The 15,036-nt window shown below is 69.3% G+C and carries 17 protein-coding genes and 1 pseudogene; 8 read left to right on the top strand and 10 right to left on the bottom strand.

Features of this window, described 5'->3' with window-relative positions; genetic code table 11:
- Window positions 1-114: 114 nt before the first annotated feature.
- Window positions 115-651, top strand: a complete 537-nt coding sequence (locus ACQP0P_RS34200) for a histidine phosphatase family protein (protein WP_433382248.1) — start codon at window positions 115-117, stop codon at window positions 649-651.
- 74 nt (window positions 652-725) lie between these two features.
- Here ACQP0P_RS34200 and ACQP0P_RS34195 read toward each other — a convergent pair whose 3' ends face one another.
- Window positions 726-1,217 (bottom strand): MarR family winged helix-turn-helix transcriptional regulator, encoded by a 492-nt coding sequence (locus ACQP0P_RS34195; protein WP_433363008.1) that lies wholly within the window; start codon window positions 1,215-1,217, stop codon window positions 726-728.
- Window positions 1,218-1,820: 603 nt separating this feature from the next.
- Here ACQP0P_RS34195 and ACQP0P_RS34190 point away from each other — a divergent pair.
- Window positions 1,821-2,714, top strand: coding sequence for a slipin family protein (locus tag ACQP0P_RS34190; protein ID WP_433363005.1), 894 nt, complete (start codon window positions 1,821-1,823; stop codon window positions 2,712-2,714).
- 165 nt (window positions 2,715-2,879) lie between these two features.
- Here ACQP0P_RS34190 and ACQP0P_RS34185 read toward each other — a convergent pair whose 3' ends face one another.
- Entirely contained in the window at window positions 2,880-3,824 is a 945-nt protein-coding gene (locus ACQP0P_RS34185) for an RNA ligase family protein (RefSeq protein WP_433363002.1), read from the bottom strand.
- 615 nt (window positions 3,825-4,439) lie between these two features.
- Here ACQP0P_RS34185 and fusA point away from each other — a divergent pair.
- Complete coding sequence (gene fusA / locus ACQP0P_RS34180; RefSeq protein ID WP_433362999.1) at window positions 4,440-6,524, top strand: elongation factor G; 2,085 nt, start codon at window positions 4,440-4,442, stop codon at window positions 6,522-6,524.
- A gap of 197 nt (window positions 6,525-6,721) precedes the next feature.
- On the opposite strand, the gene ACQP0P_RS34175 is transcribed toward fusA, so the two are convergent.
- Window positions 6,722-7,180, bottom strand: a complete 459-nt coding sequence (locus ACQP0P_RS34175; RefSeq protein WP_433362996.1) for a hypothetical protein — start codon at window positions 7,178-7,180, stop codon at window positions 6,722-6,724.
- A gap of 120 nt (window positions 7,181-7,300) precedes the next feature.
- On the opposite strand from ACQP0P_RS34175, the pseudogene ACQP0P_RS34170 reads away from it, so the two are divergent.
- Window positions 7,301-7,534: pseudogene (locus ACQP0P_RS34170) on the top strand (SRPBCC domain-containing protein); the annotation flags it as partial.
- A 94-nt stretch (window positions 7,535-7,628) separates the two neighbouring features.
- Here ACQP0P_RS34170 and ACQP0P_RS34165 read toward each other — a convergent pair.
- Entirely contained in the window at window positions 7,629-8,201 is a 573-nt protein-coding gene (locus ACQP0P_RS34165; protein ID WP_433362993.1) for a peroxiredoxin-like family protein, read from the bottom strand.
- 69 nt (window positions 8,202-8,270) lie between these two features.
- Here ACQP0P_RS34165 and ACQP0P_RS34160 point away from each other — a divergent pair, with 69 nt between their 5' ends.
- Together ACQP0P_RS34160 and ACQP0P_RS34155 are read left to right on the top strand one after the other, a co-directional pair.
- Complete coding sequence (locus ACQP0P_RS34160) at window positions 8,271-8,885, top strand: TetR/AcrR family transcriptional regulator C-terminal domain-containing protein (protein WP_433362990.1); 615 nt, start codon at window positions 8,271-8,273, stop codon at window positions 8,883-8,885.
- Between the two features lie 121 nt (window positions 8,886-9,006).
- Window positions 9,007-9,351: an MmcQ/YjbR family DNA-binding protein gene (locus tag ACQP0P_RS34155; protein ID WP_433362987.1), complete on the top strand. Its 345-nt coding sequence runs from the start codon at window positions 9,007-9,009 to the stop codon at window positions 9,349-9,351.
- 174 nt (window positions 9,352-9,525) lie between these two features.
- On the opposite strand, the gene ACQP0P_RS34150 is transcribed toward ACQP0P_RS34155, so the two are convergent.
- A complete protein-coding gene (locus ACQP0P_RS34150; protein ID WP_433362984.1) occupies window positions 9,526-9,870 on the bottom strand; it encodes a hypothetical protein in 345 nt (114 codons plus the stop codon).
- A 435-nt stretch (window positions 9,871-10,305) separates the two neighbouring features.
- Here ACQP0P_RS34150 and ACQP0P_RS34145 point away from each other — a divergent pair, with 435 nt between their 5' ends.
- Complete coding sequence (locus ACQP0P_RS34145; RefSeq protein WP_433362981.1) at window positions 10,306-10,977, top strand: enoyl-CoA hydratase-related protein; 672 nt, start codon at window positions 10,306-10,308, stop codon at window positions 10,975-10,977.
- Window positions 10,978-11,150: 173 nt separating this feature from the next.
- On the opposite strand, the gene ACQP0P_RS34140 is transcribed toward ACQP0P_RS34145, so the two are convergent.
- The 3 genes from ACQP0P_RS34140 to ACQP0P_RS34130 all read right to left on the bottom strand — a co-directional run bounded on the left by ACQP0P_RS34140 (window position 11,151) and on the right by ACQP0P_RS34130 (window position 13,128).
- Window positions 11,151-11,393, bottom strand: a complete 243-nt coding sequence (locus ACQP0P_RS34140; protein ID WP_433362978.1) for a hypothetical protein — start codon at window positions 11,391-11,393, stop codon at window positions 11,151-11,153.
- Window positions 11,393-12,643, bottom strand: a complete 1,251-nt coding sequence (locus tag ACQP0P_RS34135; RefSeq protein WP_433362975.1) for an amidohydrolase family protein — start codon at window positions 12,641-12,643, stop codon at window positions 11,393-11,395. Before ACQP0P_RS34135 ends, ACQP0P_RS34140 begins: the two co-directional genes overlap by 1 nt.
- Before the next feature lie 185 nt (window positions 12,644-12,828).
- On the bottom strand, window positions 12,829-13,128 hold the full coding sequence (locus tag ACQP0P_RS34130; RefSeq protein WP_433362972.1) for an NIPSNAP family protein: 300 nt from the start codon (window positions 13,126-13,128) through the stop codon (window positions 12,829-12,831).
- Between the two features lie 619 nt (window positions 13,129-13,747).
- Here ACQP0P_RS34130 and ACQP0P_RS34125 point away from each other — a divergent pair.
- Complete coding sequence (locus ACQP0P_RS34125; RefSeq protein WP_433362969.1) at window positions 13,748-14,206, top strand: hypothetical protein; 459 nt, start codon at window positions 13,748-13,750, stop codon at window positions 14,204-14,206.
- On the opposite strand, the gene ACQP0P_RS34120 is transcribed toward ACQP0P_RS34125, so the two are convergent.
- Window positions 14,145-14,717, bottom strand: coding sequence for a dihydrofolate reductase family protein (locus tag ACQP0P_RS34120; RefSeq protein ID WP_433362966.1), 573 nt, complete (start codon window positions 14,715-14,717; stop codon window positions 14,145-14,147). The genes ACQP0P_RS34125 and ACQP0P_RS34120 overlap by 62 nt on opposite strands.
- Window positions 14,718-14,809: 92 nt before the next feature.
- The gene (locus ACQP0P_RS34115) at window positions 14,810-15,034 is read right to left on the bottom strand and encodes a hypothetical protein (protein WP_433362964.1); all 225 of its coding nucleotides are present in this window, start codon (window positions 15,032-15,034) and stop codon (window positions 14,810-14,812) included.
- Window positions 15,035-15,036: the final 2 nt, after the last annotated feature.

Here is a 15,036-nt window from a genome sequence, read left to right as displayed (position 1 = left end):
CACCTCGGTCCGCAACGAGATCGTGTTCCCCGGATACACCGGCTACCTGCCGGGACTGCGTTCTCCCTGTTCAACGGCCTGTTCGCGAGAGGTTTGGAGCCGGGTGTGGCAACGATGATCGTGTACGAGACGCACTCGATCACGACCGACAACGAGGTCGGAATCGCGACCGGCTGGTTACCGGGAGAGCTGTCGTCGCGAGGCCGTGAGCTGGCTCGGGAGCTTGGTGAACGCCGCCGCCATGATGGCTTGGCCGCGGTGTTCACCTCTGATCTTCGTCGTGCCGTGCAGACCGCGGAGCTCGCTTTCGCGGGCATCGACATTCCGATCTATCAGGATGAACGGCTGCGCGAATGCGACTACGGCGAGTGGAACGGAATGCCCGTGGCGCGGCTGGCCGTCGAAAGATCCCGGCATATCGACGTGCCGTGGCCCGGCGGGCAGAGCTACCGGCAGGTCGTCGAGCACACCCGTGATTTCCTGACGGATCTTGCCGGGCCATGGGACGGCAGGAGGGTGCTGGTGATCGCGCACTCGGCCAACCGGTGGGCGCTGGACCATCTGCTCGGCGGGCGGACACTGGAGGATCTGGTGGACGAGGAGTTCGCCTGGCGGGAGGGCTGGGTCTACGAGTTGCCCGAGAGATGGTGAGGCGGAGCCGCGCCGTGCCTCATTGATGATCTTTCACGTGTTGCCCGGCACCCTCCGGAGACACACTGGGGGGATCACCGGTGTCCTTCCTGCGGTGTGTCATCCCAGGCCGGGATGTTGAGTATCGCGTCCATGCGCCGTAACTCGTCGCGGTGCAGTGCGCTCAGGCGGGTCAGGACCTGTTCTCCCTCCGGTGTCAGTGACACCCGCACGGCCCTGCCGTCACTCGGGTGCGCGCTCCGCTCCACGAGTCCCTGTGCCTGTGCCCGATTGACCAGTTCGACCACGCTGTGGTGGCGTAGCTGGAGAGAGTCGGCGAGCTCTCGCACGGTCGCCCACCCGCGGCCGGGAAACCCCTTCAGCGCCAGCATCAGCTGGTACTGCTGCGGAGTGAGGCCGTTCCTCCGTGCTGTCTCCTCGCTGAAACGTAGATAACGGCGGATCTCAAAACGGAACCGAGCCAACACCTCGAAATCCCGCTTCGTCAGGGGTTCGAGTCCTGCCCCGTCGTCTTCGGCCGCCGCCGCGTCATGACGCGGCGGCTTCTCGGTCCCACGATCCGCCATGTCACAAACGTATCGTGATACGACATGTTTGTGCCGCCCTCCTGGAACATACCTCGTGGCGATCATCGGCCTGTCGCGGGCGGGTCGCCGAGTTCCACGTGCGGGTGATGCAGGTGTGATCCCGGTGAGAGGAAGGCTGGATCTGCTCGGCAGAAAGGTGCATATCGGACACTTTGTATCGCGCTACGATAGAAAGGTCCGAACAGGGAGGCAGTGAGGCCGCGCCTGACGGACAGGCACCTCTGGGAGGTGTGTCGTGCCCAGTGATCGTGAACGCGAGGCGGCGCGCGAGATCCAGCGCCGGTTGCCGGTCGAGGACCCGGGCTTTGCACGGCCCTTCGACGCCGACGCACGGCACCCGCACCGCGCGCCGTCCGGCCTGATCCGGGGGAGTCACCCGATATCGCCGGTACTCGGGATGACGCTCCAGCTGATCCCGCCCGGTGATGAGATCACCGATCGGCGCCGATCCGGGGGCGTGGCACCGGGTGCGGCGGCAGGTGTCACCGTCGGCCCGTCCGCCGCGAGCGGGGCCCGCGAACCGGCCGGCGATCCAAGAGGCCTTGGGAACGGCGGGACCCAGGGGAGACGTAGGAGGATGAAATGATCACTACCGTCATCTACGTGCTGATCGCGATCATGGTGCTGGGTGCGATGTGGCTGAAGGCCGGTGTGCGGATCGTCAAACAGTTCGAGCGGGGCGTCGTCTTTCGGTTCGGACAGGTCCGCCCCGAGCTCCGCGCTCCCGGACTCGCCCTGATAATGCCGGTCGCCGACCGTCTGCAGAAGGTCAACATGCAGGTCATCACCATGCCGGTGCCCGCCCAGGACGCCATCACCCGGGACAACGTGACGGTTCACGTGGACGCCGTCATCTACTTCCGGGTCGTCGACCCGGTGCGCGTGGTGGTCGGCGTCCAGGACTACGAAGCCGCCATTCGCCAGGTCGCGTTGGCCTCGCTGCGGTCGATCATCGGCAAGAGCGAGCTGGACGATCTGCTGTCCAATCGGGAGCGGCTCAACCAGGGCCTGGAGCTGATGATCGACAGCCCGGCCGTGGGCTGGGGCGTGCACATCGACCGCGTCGAGATCAAGGACGTGGTGCTCCCCGAGTCGATGAAGCGGTCCATGTCGCGGCAGGCCGAAGCGGAACGTGAGCGGCGCTCCCGCATCATCACCGCCGAGGGCGAGCTGCAGGCCTCGAAGAAGCTGGCCCAAGCCGCCGAGACGATGGCCCTGCACCCCGCCGCACTGCAGCTCCGCCTACTCCAGACCGTCGTCGAAGTCGCCGCCGAGAAGAACTCCACCCTGGTGTTGCCCTTCCCGGTCGAACTGCTTCGCTTCCTGGAACGGGCGACACCTTCCGAGTCCGGCCAGGCCGCCGCGCACTCCGGCCCGGCGCTGTCCGGGGGCTTGTCGGCGCCGGTCGACCAGCACCTTCCAGGCACCCGCATCCCCAACCAGGTCGCCCCCAACGCTGCGGAAACCGGCCGGTAGGCCGTACCGGACTTCGCCGCCGGGCAGCGCCCCCGAAGCGCCGGGAGATGGCCAGGGCATTCACGGGGAGGTTGATGAACGGCATCGGAGTCCCCCTTCTCGATGTCTGGAGGCATGGAAGGAGGCCCCGGCCGCCTCCACCGGGAGCGTGGCGACGATCCGTGCTCACGCCTGATGGTGATCACTGACCGCGACCTCGCGGATGGATGCCTGCAGTTCGGCCTCCTCCCCGTCGCCGAGCGCCGCCATGGCCGAGGGAAAGGTCGCCGACAGATCCACCATGATGTCGAGGACCACCTCATCCAGGAGCTCGTCGAGGGCCGACGGTCCCACCTTGGATCGTGCGCCGGCCAGTCGCGGCCCGTTGACCATGGTTCGGGCGACCTGGCGTAGTTCCTCGGGAGTAAGGATCACCTGCGGGTCCCAGGGGCGGCTCTGGTCGAAACGTTGCTCGTCGAACTCCTCGATCTTCAGCTTGACGGTCGGCCTGCGGTCGGGAGGCAGGGGGACATCAGGCCGCAGGACGATCCCCTCGGCCAGGTTGTCCGGCACGCCGGGCAGGCCGAGTGCCGCCGGCACCCGGCTGGGGAACCGGACCGGCAGAGCATCGAGCTCCGACCGGGTCCCTCTGCCGAGAATCGGCACAACGTCGAGTTCGGCGTCGGCGGCGATCGAGGCGACGTCCGCGTACGGCAGGAAGACGCCGGGATCTCCGGGACCCTGGTGGCACAGCACGTCGAAAAGGGCAAAGCGGATTTCCGGGCTGTACCAGACTCCCGTTTGAACCGGAGTGATGCCCGGCACCGGCGAGACATCGGGGTGGGGGTAGTGGCCTCCGTACAGCTCGCCGTAGACGCGTACGGCCACGCCGCTTTGAGCCAGGGCGGCCTTCGCGGCCTTTTCGAGGTGACCGCGCAGAAGTTGCCAGCCGAAGAACGGCTCGTCGTCGCGCAGCCACGCCTTGCGCTTGCCCACGAACGTGTCCCGGCCGTCGTGGGCGACCACCATTTGAGCTCCGTGCACCTTCTCGGTCGCCACCCAGGGGCCGCCGACGACCGTCCCGCCGAACCGCTCGGTCGTAGGGATTTTGGGGTAGGTCAGGTGTCGCATTGGAGCAGTATGACCAGGACGAGCGCGGAGGGAACCTGATTTACCGAGCCGAACGGCGGATCGGGATCGCGGCCGACCTTGGTGGCCCGGCCTGGACGAGCAGGTCTCCGCGCTGGACATGTCGGTGCAGGGCCAGGAGCTGATCGCCGTCACGTGACGCTGATGAAACGGTACCCCTGGCAACGCGGCGGCTCAGTGATCCGCACTGACGAACACCGAGGATCAGCGAACGGTTCGTCTGGAGCCTTGTCGGTATCGGCCGCAGACCGCCGGAGGCCGTCCGGGCGCCGGTGAGAAAACCTGTGTCCCGCCCGGGGAGGTCTCAGTACACTCGCCACGAATCACATGCCGCCGCGACATCGCGGTGCGTGCCTTGACGAGTGAGGGGAGCCGGCCGTGCGTCACAGCACCGCTGTTGTCATTCCCCAGTCACGGTATGAGGTGATCCTGGTGTCTTCGTTGGTGCCCGGTGCCGGCCGCGCGGCCGGCACCGGACGTCCGTGACGAACGCCTGACCCCTGTCTGTCCGACGCCGATGCGGTCACGCCGCATCGGGGGTCTTTTCGTCCGGGAAACGCGCTGTCCGCTGTGGAGCGTCCCGAAGGGCCATAGGCCGTGCGTACCAACCTGAACCATCACCTCACCGACCAGCTGACTGGCGTCCGTAATCTGGGCATCCTCGCCCATGTCGATGCGGGCAAGACCACCATCACCGAACGGATCCTGTACGTCACCGGCGCCACCTACAAGCGTGGCGAGGTACATGACGGGACGACCGTCACCGACTTCGACCCCCAGGAACGCGATCGCGGGATCACCATCTTCGCCGCGGCGGTGAGCTGCGCCTGGGACGGCCATCGGATCAACCTGATCGACACGCCGGGCCACGTCGACTTCTCCGACGAGGTGGAGCGCTCGCTGCGGGTGCTCGACGGCGCGATCGCGGTGTTCGACGGTGTCGCCGGAGTCGAACCGCAGAGCGAGTCGGTGTGGCGGCAGGCCGACCGGTACGGAGTGCCGCGGATCGCCTTCGTCAACAAGCTGGATCGCGCCGGTGCCGACCTCGATACGGCGGTCGAGTCGATCCGCGAGCGGCTGCGGGTGGTCCCGCTGGTGGTCCAGCTGCCGATCGGACGCGAGGACGGGTTCACCGGAGTGGTGGATCTGCTGCGCATGCGATCGCTGATCTGGACCGGCGGTCGCGACACGCCCAGGGAGGGTACGGTGCCGGACACCCTGCGACAGGAGGCGTACCGACGCCGTCGGCTGCTGGAGGAGGCGGTGGCCGAACTGCACCCGATCGCGCTGGAGGAGTTCTGCGCGGAGCCGGCGATCTCCGCGCAGACCCTCGCCGTCGCGCTGCGCGACCTGACCCGCAGGGGTGAGGGCGTGCCGGTGCTGTGCGGATCGGCCTACCGCAACCGCGGGATCGAGCCGTTGCTGGACGCCGTCACGGCCTACCTGCCCTCGCCGGCGGACGTGCCGGCGGTACGCGGCACCTGGGACGGCGCGGTGCGGGAGCGGGCCGCCGACCCGGCGGCGCCGTTCGCCGCGCTGGCTTTCAAGGTGAGTGCGACCGCCACCGGGCGGCTGACCTACCTGCGGGTGTACTCAGGGACGATCAGGAGGGGAGACGCGGTGCTGGAGGCCGGCGCGCGGCGCACCGAGCGGGTCGGCCGCATCCTGCGGGTACAGGCCGACCGGCACACGGAGGTGGACCTGGCGGTGGCCGGGGACATCGTCGCGGTGGTCGGATTGAAGGAGGTCCGCACCGGGGCCACCCTGTGCGCCCCCGCGGAGCCGTTGCTCCTCGAACCGCCGAGTGTGGCCGATCCGGTGGTCTCCATGGCGGTCGAGGCCCGAAGGAGCACCGATACCGACCGCTTCGCGTCGGCGCTGGCCCGGCTGGCCGAGGAGGATCCCTCACTGGTGGTCAGAACCGACCCCGAGACCGGCCAGACGGTGCTGTCGGGGATGGGGGAACTGCATCTGGAGGTCGCGGTGGAGAAGATCCGCCGTACCCACGGGCTCGATGTCAGCGCCGGCCGGCCACAGGTGGCCTACCGGGAGACGGTCGTCCGCGGGGTGTCCGGGCTGCTGTACCGGCACGTCAAGCAGGAGGGAGGCGCCGGTCAGTTCGCCCACGTCGTCCTTGACGTGGAGCCGCTGGACGTCACCGGCGGCGCGGCGGGCTTCGTGTTCCACTCGACCGTCGTCGGTGGACGGGTACCGCGGGAGTACGTCCGGGCGGTGGCGGCCGGTTGCCGGGATGCCCTGGTCGAGGGGCCCCTCGGCGGGCATCCGGTGACCGGCCTGCGGGTCACGCTGACCGACGGAGCCACCCATGCCAAGGACTCCTCGGAGATGGCGTTCCGGACGGCAGGCCGGCTCGCGCTGCGGGAGGCGCTGCGGACCGGTGTGATGGCGTTGCTGGAACCGCTGGTCGAGGTCACGGTCACCGTGCCGGACGATGCCATCGGCGGGGTGCTGGGCGATCTGTCGGCACGGCGCGGCCGGGTCTCCGGCTCGGCCGCGCGGGCAGGCACAGTGGTGATCACCGCGACCGTGCCGCTGGCCGAGCTGTTCGGCTACGCGACCCGGCTGCGCAGCCGCACCCAGGGCAGGGGAACCTTCACCACCCGGCCCAGCGGGTACGCCCCGGTGCCGAGCACGGTGTCACCCGGGACGCCGCCCCGGTAGAGGTCGGCCTGGCCCCGCCCGCACACGGGCGGGGCCATGCCGATTCATGCCGATTCATGCCGATCTCGGCGCCACCGACTCGCTGCGCGGGCACTGTCGGCGCCGGGTGAACGGTGACCTCCAGCACCTACTACGCCACCTGGAGCCGTCAGGCCGGGGGCGAGGGACCGGGTGTGGCCCCGGCGCTTGAGGTCTCGCTATCCGCAGTTGCCGAAGGTCTTGCGGCCGCCGGTCGCCTCGGTGTAGTCCAGCCGGGTGTCTCGGGTGCTGCCCCAGTACGAGACGCACTTGCCACGGGCCTTCAGCTTGACCGGCCCGGCGTAGTACTTGAACTTGCCCGCGTCGGTCTTCGGCTTGCCGCCCTGCACCGTCAGGGTGGCGGTGGTGTAGGTGGCGGTCCGGTAGAAGGCGGTCTTGATACTGACCACGCAGTTGTAACCGGTGCTGCGGTTGTACATGAGGTAGACGTAGCCGAAGGTGTCACGTCCGGACTTGAGGGGGCGGGTGCCGTCCTTCACCCGGGTGAACCCCGCCCCGCAGACGCCCTCGGGAGTGTAGGGGGTGGAGGCCGCGTACGCCGTGTATGCCGGGTTGGCCGCGAGAACGCCGGCGGCCAGGGCCGCCACGGCGATGACCTTCGTAACAGACCTGATCACTTGTCTACCCTTCGACGGGGGCTGCGGCCCGTACTACAGCGGATCAACCCGTCGATCTTGGCTTACTCCTCTGCTTTCCGGCAATGGGCACCGGGATGAGGCCTGGCCGACGGGTAAGAAATAACCATCGCCGACCCTGAGCAGGTCGTTCTCGAATCCGACCCCTACCGCCGGCTGGCCTACTCCTGGCACACCTTCACCCCGGAGTTCGCCGAGGTCTGGGAGTTGGGGGCGGAGGTCGCCGCCCAGTGGGCCAAGGAGCGCAGGTCGAAGGTGACCTTCGACATCGAACCGCTCGGCCGGATGGTCAAGCTGACCGTCGTCCACGACGGCTTCGACCCCGGCAGCACCCTGCTGGAGGGCGTCGGCGAGGGCTGGCCGCACATCCTGTCCGGCCTCAAGACGCTGCTGGAGACCGGCGAGCCCCTCCCCGGCGAGGGTGACTGCCTCAGCGGGTCTCCGCCCGGCGTGCGCGGGCCGCCAGGGTCAGCACCTCGTCGAGTGGCCACTGGTCGTAGGCGTGCTCGCCGTACCCGCACGCGACCACCCGGCCGTCGGGGGCGATCAGGAAGTCGGCGGGGAGTCCCAGCCGCCCGCCGCGCGGCCGGATGGACGGTGGGCGCTCCTGCCCGCGGGCGACCGTCCAGAGACCGCGTACGACGGCCAGGACGATCGTCGCCCAGACCCGGGGGTCGAGCAGCGCGCGGGGCGCCTGTTCCACGCCGAACTCCGCGTACAGCCTCTTGTCCGGGTCGGCGACGACGGCGAACGGCAGGCCCGTGGCGTGCTCGGTCAGTTCCCCGGCGGGGGAGTGGAACACCACCACCTCGCGGATTCCGGCGGCCTCGATCTCGGCGTGCCGGGTGACGAAGGAGCGCAGGTGCAGGTTGCAGACCGGACAGCCGGCGAAGCGCCGGAACTGCAGGTGAACGAGACGGTCCGGGTCCGGGACGGGGGCCGCGGGGCCGGTGACGGAGGACAGTTCGCGGGCGGAGACGGTGGAGCCAGGCTGGAGGCGCATCGAAACTCCCTCGTAGGTGTACGGTATATACCTACGATTGTAGGCGTATGCCGTACACTTTCAGCCGCCATGCCACGCCCGCGTTCGCTCACCCAGGACCAGATCGCCGCCGCCGCCCTCGCCGTCATCGACCGCGACGGCCTCGCGGCCCTGTCGATGCGCGCGGTCGCCACGGAGCTCGGCATGAGCGCGATGGCGCTCTACCGCTACGTCGGTGATCGCCAGGAAGTGGAAGGGCTCGTGGTCGAGCTGGTGCTCGGCGGCGTCGACGTCTCACCGCCGCCGGGGACGTCATGGCGCGAACGGGTCACCACGCTGGTCGGCAGGTTGCGCGACCAGGTGGGCGCGCACCCGCACATCGTGCCGCTGACGATGACCCATCGGCACCGTTCGGTGGGCGTGCTGCGCTGGTCGGAGGCGGTGCTCGGCATCCTCGCCGAGGCCGGTCTGGCGGGTGCGGACCGGGTCGTCGCGCTGCGCGGCCTGCTGAGCTACGTGATCGGCGCGGTCCAGCTGGAGCATCTGGGCCCGCTGGCGGGCGCGGGCACGACCGTCATCGCCGGGCTCGCCCCTGCCGACTTCCCGTATATGGCCGAGACGGCGGGTCACGCGCGTCTCGTCGGCGCAGACGAGGAGTTCTACGGTGGCCTCGCCATCGTGCTGCGCGGGATGTGCGAGACCTGATCTGAGCGGGTGGCGGGTGCGCGAGAGGCTGAGGGTGTCCCGGCCCGGGCCGTGCCCGCGACGGCTTTCGGCGGCGGGGCGGTTTCGCGGGATTGTCGGAGCGCTCTGATAGACGTGGCCCATGGGTGTGAGTGTTGGTGAATTCCTGGAGATGCTCGACAGGCTTCCCGAGGTTCAGCAGAACGACTCCGGCAGCTGGACCTCGCTGAAGGTCCGAGGCAAGGGTTTCGGCTACCTGTGGGGGGACACGGAGACCGTGGGTCTCAAGGCGACGATCGATGAGCAGATCGCGCTGGTGGCGGAGCGGCCGGAGGTGTTCGAGGTCCAGTTCACCGCGGGCCGGTTCGGCTGGGTCGTGGTGCACCTCGCGAAGATCGATCCGGATGAGCTGTTCGAGCTGGTCACCGAGGCGTGGTGCCTGACGGCCCCCAGGCGGCTGGTCGACGCGCACGAGGCCGGGCGGTAGTCCCGCGGCTCTGTGCCAGGGGGCCGGTATGCGCCGGCTCCTCGACGGAGGTGCGGATTCACGCCGGCCCGGGACGCCGGGGACCCTCAGGTCCAGCCGCACGTTCGTGGTCCGCGCCGAGGAGGGCGGCGGTACGGAGCGGCTGGGCGGCTGGGCGAGCCGCTCACGGCCCCGTCAGTTGTCGATCCCCGCGCCACCCCTGTTGCCGGGAGTCCTGTGGTCGCTGATACCGCTGCCGATGCCGACCCTGCCAGGACCTATGTCGACGCCGACCCCGTTCCTGTCGATGAGACCGTGACCGTCGCCGCTGTGACCGCGCCGGGCATGGCACCGCTCAGGGTTCCGGTGCTTGCGGCAGGGCTTCTGGGCGGAGGCGACAGTGGCCGAGGCGTTCGAGGCGTACGAGGCGTACGAGGCCATGGTGTCCGCGACGGCGGGCGGAGTCGGCGTCATCATGGGGGCGACGAGGGCGGAGGCCGTCATCGTCACGGCTGCGAGAGCGTTCCTGACCTTGATCATCGCATCTCCTCGCGGGTGGAGATCTCCAGCTCTGGCTCTGGGAGAAAGCGCGGTCGGACATGGTGTCCGGTGGTGTGCCGGGCCGGCGGTCGGCACGGCAGGGAACCTGTTCCCACGGTAAGCAGAGGGACCCTAGGCGGTCGGTCACAGGACCTCAAAACCTCGGGGCGGTCCGATGACCCGCCGGTGGCGGACAGGAACCGGAAGGGGGCTTCCCGCTCGGGGCTGATCCTGCGGACAAGTGAGTCGCTTCCATGTACTATGCGATTCGCCGTAGTTACTCGCTAGTAGCGTCGTTGCTGACGCAAGCTCCTGCCGGTCTTCGACGTCAGGAAGGTGTTCATGTTCGACGGCTCGCTCGTCGCGGGTGCGGCTGCCGGCCCCCGCCGGGCCGGGTCAGGTGCGCATGAGCGACAGCCGCGAAAGGAATCAGGCATGCCCACGCTCGACCGTCAGGACGACGTCTTCATCCTCGACATCGGGGACACCGAGAACCGTTTCCACCCCGACTGGATCGCCTCCGTCAACGCCGCGCTGGACGAGGTGGAGAAGGCGGAGGGGCCCCGTGCCCTGGTGACCGTCGCGACCGGCAAGTTCTTCTCCAACGGCCTGGACCTGGACTGGCTGTTCGCCCATGCCGACCGGCACCAGGACTACGTGGTCAGCGTCCACGAGCTCCTGGCGCGGATGCTGGCCCTGCCGGTGGTCACCGTGGCCGCCCTGCAGGGGCACACCTTCGCGGCCGGCGCCATGTTCTCCCTGGCCCACGACTTCCGGGTGATGCGCGCCGACCGGGGCTACTGGTGCCTGCCGGAAGCCGACATCAACATCCCGTTCACCCCGGGTATGTCCGCGCTGATCCAGGCCCGGCTGGCCCCGCAGACCGCGCACGAGGCGATGACCACCGCACGTCGCTACGGCGGCCATGACGCCCTGGCCGCCGCCATCGTCGACCGTGCGGTGGACGAGGACGCCGTGCGGCGGACCGCCATGGAGATCGCTCGCGCCCAGACGGCCAAGGGCGGCCCCACCCTCGGCACCATCAAGGCCCGTATGTACGGGCCCGCCTTGGAGAGGCTGCGGGAGAAGGACAACCCCCTCGGCTGAGCGGTCGAGGTCCAGCGGGGGTGGCCACACCACCCTGGAGTTGAAGGTCGGCTACATCCGGACCGGCGGCCGGACGCTCGCCACGGAGGGCGGCGTCAGCCACGCCGGCCGTGGCACGGATATCACTGGAAGGCGGGGAACCTCCGGCTGGAGGATCCCCGCCCGAGTGGTTCTCAGCGCTTGTTCACCCGCAGGGACACGATCGTGCCCGGAGGGAGGGCGGCAGTGGAGGTGACCCCCGCGGGCTGCCATGGCCCCACGTTGTAGACATATCCGACGGACGGGTTGGCGTGGAGGACGGTCACGGCGACCTGATGCTCTCCGGTGCCGCTCGCGCAGTAGCTGGAAACCTTCGATCCCGCTACCTGGGTGGTGCAGCTGTCCGGGATCGCATGGGCGGTGGAGGTCGTGCTCATCAGTGCGGGACACCGGCTCCGAAAGCGGTGTGCCGGGTGGACGAGGCCGCGACCCGGCCCGCGACGACGACGTGGCGGGGCGGTGCGTGCCGGGTCAGGGCCTCGCGGAGGGTCCGCCCCTCAAGGACGACAAGGTCGGCGGGAGCCCCGGGTTCCAGGCGGTGGGCGGGCAGGCCGACGACCCGCGCGGCGTCGACGGTCACCATGTCGTACAGCCGTTCCAGGGCGGCGTCGGTGCGGGCGTCGAGCAGGTGCGCGGCCAGGAACGCCACCTCCAGCAGGTTGTGCCGCCCGAACGGGTAGTAGGCGTCCTCGATGTCGTCCTGCCCCAGCGCGACCGGAACCCCGGCGCCGGCCAGCTCGAAGACCGGTAGATGGAGCGGTCCGGTGTGCGGGTCGCTGACGAAACCGAGCCCCGCCGCACGGCACAGTCCGGCCAGGCGCCGCAGGTACGGCTCGGGATAGAGCGCCATCGCCCGCGCGTGCTGGGCGCTGCCGCGCCCGATCATGTTTTGCTCCAGCAGCTCCCGCGCGAGCATCTCGGTCGTCCGCAGCCCCGGGTCTCCGGCGTCGTCGACCAGCATGGCGACGCGCAGCCCGTGCCGCCGCGCGAGATCGACCATGCGTCGTACGTGCTCGGCGGCGTCGGCGTCGGTCCACTCGATCCACGGGATGCCGCCCACCACGTCGGCGCCGAGCCGTACGGCCTCGGTGACCAGTTCCTCGGTGCCGGGCTCGCGGAGCAGGCCGTCCTGCGGGAACGCCACCACCCGCACGTCGACCACGCCGCGGAACTCCTCGCGCAGCGCCAGCAGCGCCTCCACCCCGGTCAGCCCCGCTGCCGGATCGATGTCGGCGAACGCCTGCACGGCCCGGACACCGTGCCGCACGGACTCCACCAGCACCGGCCGGGCCCGCTCCAGGACGGCCTCCCGGGTCTGACCGGCCTTGACGGCGGCGGCCGTCTCGATGGCTCCCATCGCGGCCCCCATGGTGCCGTCGGTGTACTCCGACAGCGCGGCGGGCCCGGCCGCGTCGAGGGTGTGCGCCTTGCACAGGTGCAGGTGGGCGTCCACGAAGGGCTCGGTGACCAGGGCGCCGTCGGCGTCGATGGTCACACCGGTCGCCGGGCCGAGCTCGGGGTCGTCCTCGGCGACGAGGCTGAGCAGCCCGCCTGTCGCCGCCAGCGACCACCTGCCGGGGCGGCCACGGAGGGAGGCGTTGCGGATGAGGAGATCTGGGGTGTCCATAGGACAGCACGGTAGAAGCGCAGCCACGAGATCCGGGACGGCCAGACCTGCCAAGCCACGTACCGCTAAGCGGCTATCCGTATCGCCGGAGCGCCGTGCGCGGATCGGCGGATCCAGCAAAGGGAGGAGGCGCACGATCTCGACGGTTTCCTCCGAGACCTTTGGGCGAGTCCTCGCACGGACCGTCAGTAGACCGGGGTCACCTCGCGGACCACCCGGTTCATCAGGTAGAGCATCGGCTCCACGCCCGATTCGATGCGGTTGAGAGAGTCCCAGTACTGCTGGTTCCGCTCTCGGAAGCCTTCCGGGCCGTCGTACGAGAGGACCACGATGAACTGGTTCCGCTCGTGATCCACCCAGGCGCCATGGATCTCGAACCCGAATTCACGGCGGAGCGGTGCGACCTTCGATCGCCACTTCTCCACCCATTCCGCCATCAGGCCCTCCTGGATCGTGTAGGTGCGATGCTGAAAGGTCCTGGGCATGTCGTCGCCTTCCGCCTCGGGTCGGATACGGGGCCACCTGCGATGAAGATCGTACGACTACCGGGTCGGAGCACGCACGGGACCACTCCGGCCTGCTCCAGGCCCGATGCGGGGTCAGGATGAAAGTTTCATGGTTCGCTGACAGCGGGAAAGCGCTTTCCTGCGGTGTTGCCATCCGCTGACACGGACAAGTCCGCTCAGGTGAGCGGTGCGCACTCGCTGGGGGGAAATCCGGAGCGCAGGTCCTACCGGCCTGCCGGACCAGCAAGGAGTTCGGCTGTGCAGAGCAGATTCGACAGGAGGGCCGCCGTCGTCGCCGGCGCGGTCGTCGCGTCCGGATGGGCGGTCGGCACCTCCGCCGCCGCGGCCGATCCGGCACCCGGCGCCTGCACACTCGGCAACGCGGGTCATGGGTGTGCGCCTGCGGCGCCGTCCACGACCGTGACGTCAACGCGGCCGTCAACATCCTGGCCGAAGGACGACGAATCGTCGCCGCTGGACGGAAACCCGCCGCTGAGAGGCGGCGGGAGGCGGAGACGTTAAACGCCCGTGGAGGCCGGGTAAGACCACCGCTCGCGGTGGCGCAGGCCGATGAAGCAGGAAGCCTCAGAGGTGCCGCGTGACGCGGCACGGGCTGAATCTCCGGCCTTCGGGCCGGAGAACGGGTCAAGCCCACCTGTTCGCCAACTACGTGAGCGTCACCGACTACTTCATCGGCCTGGGCGTGGAGGGCAGGATCTACGCCGAGAGCAACTACGTGAAGGGCGCCAAGACGATCACCCAGGACTTCGGCAACGCCGGCCTCACCTGGGCGAGCGGCAACTTCTACGACAAGGCCACGATCGCGCGGGCGAACAGCGGCGGCAGCACGATGAGCGACTGGCTGCGCGCCGACGGCAGCGTCGCGGCGCCGCCGTACGGCTACTCGGCCGGCTCCGCCTCCGCCGGCCCGCCCTCGGCGGGTGCCGGTGTCGGCGGCGCGGACACGATCCCCTGGCCAGCCGGCCACAGTGCCCTCAGTGGGCGACGTCGAAGACCTGCTTTTGCAGGCCGTTGCTGTAGACCTCGTGCTCGGTGAGCTTCAGCTTCTGGGTGTCCTTGTCGGTGGCGCTGAACAGTCGCTTGCCGGCGCCGAGCAGCAGGGGGAAGACGAGGAGGTGGTAGCGGTCGATGAGCCCTGCGTCCGAGAGGCTGTTGTTCAGCGAGGCGCTGCCGTGGATGATGATCGGGCCACCGTCGGTCTCCTTGAGGGAGGCGACCTCGTCCAGGGAACGCAGGATCGTCGTCTCGCCCCAGTTTGAGACGAGCCTGTCGTCGGTGAGGGTGGTGGAGACGACGTACTTCGGCAGGGGCTTGTAATGGGCGAAATCCGCCATGTTCGGCCACACCGGGCTGAACGCCTCGTAGCTGACCCGGCCCATCAGGATCGCGGCGGATTCCTGCTGCTCCCGTCCCTTGATCTCGAACGCCTCGGGGACGAACTCGATGTCCTTGAAGGTCCAGCCGGAGTTGCGGTAGCCGGGCTCACCGCCCGGCCCCTCCACAACGCCGTCGAGGGAGATGAAAGCGGTGCTGATCAGAGTGCGCATGTCGGTTTCCTTGGGTGTGTCGTGCTCGGTGGGGTTGCCCGCCGCTGCTTCGGGTGTGTTCGAGGCGGCGGGGTCCTGGGGAGAGCTGGGGGTCAGCTGAGGAGGCCGGTGAGCCAGTGCTGCCAGGCGGCCTCGGCTCCGTCCGTGTCCGGCCCGAACAGATGGTGGAACATCAGAGCTCTGCTGGGGCCGTGGCGGAAAGTGTAGATCGCGTCGGTGGAGCGGACTGCGATGTGCTCGTCGTCCGACCAGACCACCTCGCCGTCCAGTGGCGGCAGCCCCGCCGGGTCGGCGTGTGCCCGGTCACCGACGGACACCG

The sequence above is a fragment of the Streptosporangium sp. CA-115845 genome (assembly GCF_050943795.1).
In the GTDB taxonomy this organism is placed as follows: domain Bacteria; phylum Actinomycetota; class Actinomycetes; order Streptosporangiales; family Streptosporangiaceae; genus Streptosporangium.
Note: the sequence above shows the minus strand (reverse complement) of the source record. Positions and strands in the feature narration are given on the sequence as shown.

What these genes read in the sequence shown, in the direction of transcription:
- ACQP0P_RS34200 (WP_433382248.1), top strand. Translation starts at nt 115, where the DNA reads ATGATCGTGTACGAGACGCACTCGATCACGACCGACAACGAGGTCGGA.
- ACQP0P_RS34195 (WP_433363008.1), bottom strand. Translation starts at nt 1,217, where the DNA reads ATGGCGGATCGTGGGACCGAGAAGCCGCCGCGTCATGACGCGGCGGCG.
- ACQP0P_RS34190 (WP_433363005.1), top strand. Translation starts at nt 1,821, where the DNA reads ATGATCACTACCGTCATCTACGTGCTGATCGCGATCATGGTGCTGGGT.
- ACQP0P_RS34185 (WP_433363002.1), bottom strand. Translation starts at nt 3,824, where the DNA reads ATGCGACACCTGACCTACCCCAAAATCCCTACGACCGAGCGGTTCGGC.
- ACQP0P_RS34165 (WP_433362993.1), bottom strand. Translation starts at nt 8,201, where the DNA reads ATGCGCCTCCAGCCTGGCTCCACCGTCTCCGCCCGCGAACTGTCCTCC.
- ACQP0P_RS34160 (WP_433362990.1), top strand. Translation starts at nt 8,271, where the DNA reads ATGCCACGCCCGCGTTCGCTCACCCAGGACCAGATCGCCGCCGCCGCC.
- ACQP0P_RS34155 (WP_433362987.1), top strand. Translation starts at nt 9,007, where the DNA reads ATGGGTGTGAGTGTTGGTGAATTCCTGGAGATGCTCGACAGGCTTCCC.
- ACQP0P_RS34150 (WP_433362984.1), bottom strand. Translation starts at nt 9,870, where the DNA reads ATGATCAAGGTCAGGAACGCTCTCGCAGCCGTGACGATGACGGCCTCC.
- ACQP0P_RS34145 (WP_433362981.1), top strand. Translation starts at nt 10,306, where the DNA reads ATGCCCACGCTCGACCGTCAGGACGACGTCTTCATCCTCGACATCGGG.
- ACQP0P_RS34140 (WP_433362978.1), bottom strand. Translation starts at nt 11,393, where the DNA reads ATGAGCACGACCTCCACCGCCCATGCGATCCCGGACAGCTGCACCACC.
- ACQP0P_RS34135 (WP_433362975.1), bottom strand. Translation starts at nt 12,643, where the DNA reads ATGGACACCCCAGATCTCCTCATCCGCAACGCCTCCCTCCGTGGCCGC.
- ACQP0P_RS34130 (WP_433362972.1), bottom strand. Translation starts at nt 13,128, where the DNA reads ATGCCCAGGACCTTTCAGCATCGCACCTACACGATCCAGGAGGGCCTG.
- ACQP0P_RS34120 (WP_433362966.1), bottom strand. Translation starts at nt 14,717, where the DNA reads ATGCGCACTCTGATCAGCACCGCTTTCATCTCCCTCGACGGCGTTGTG.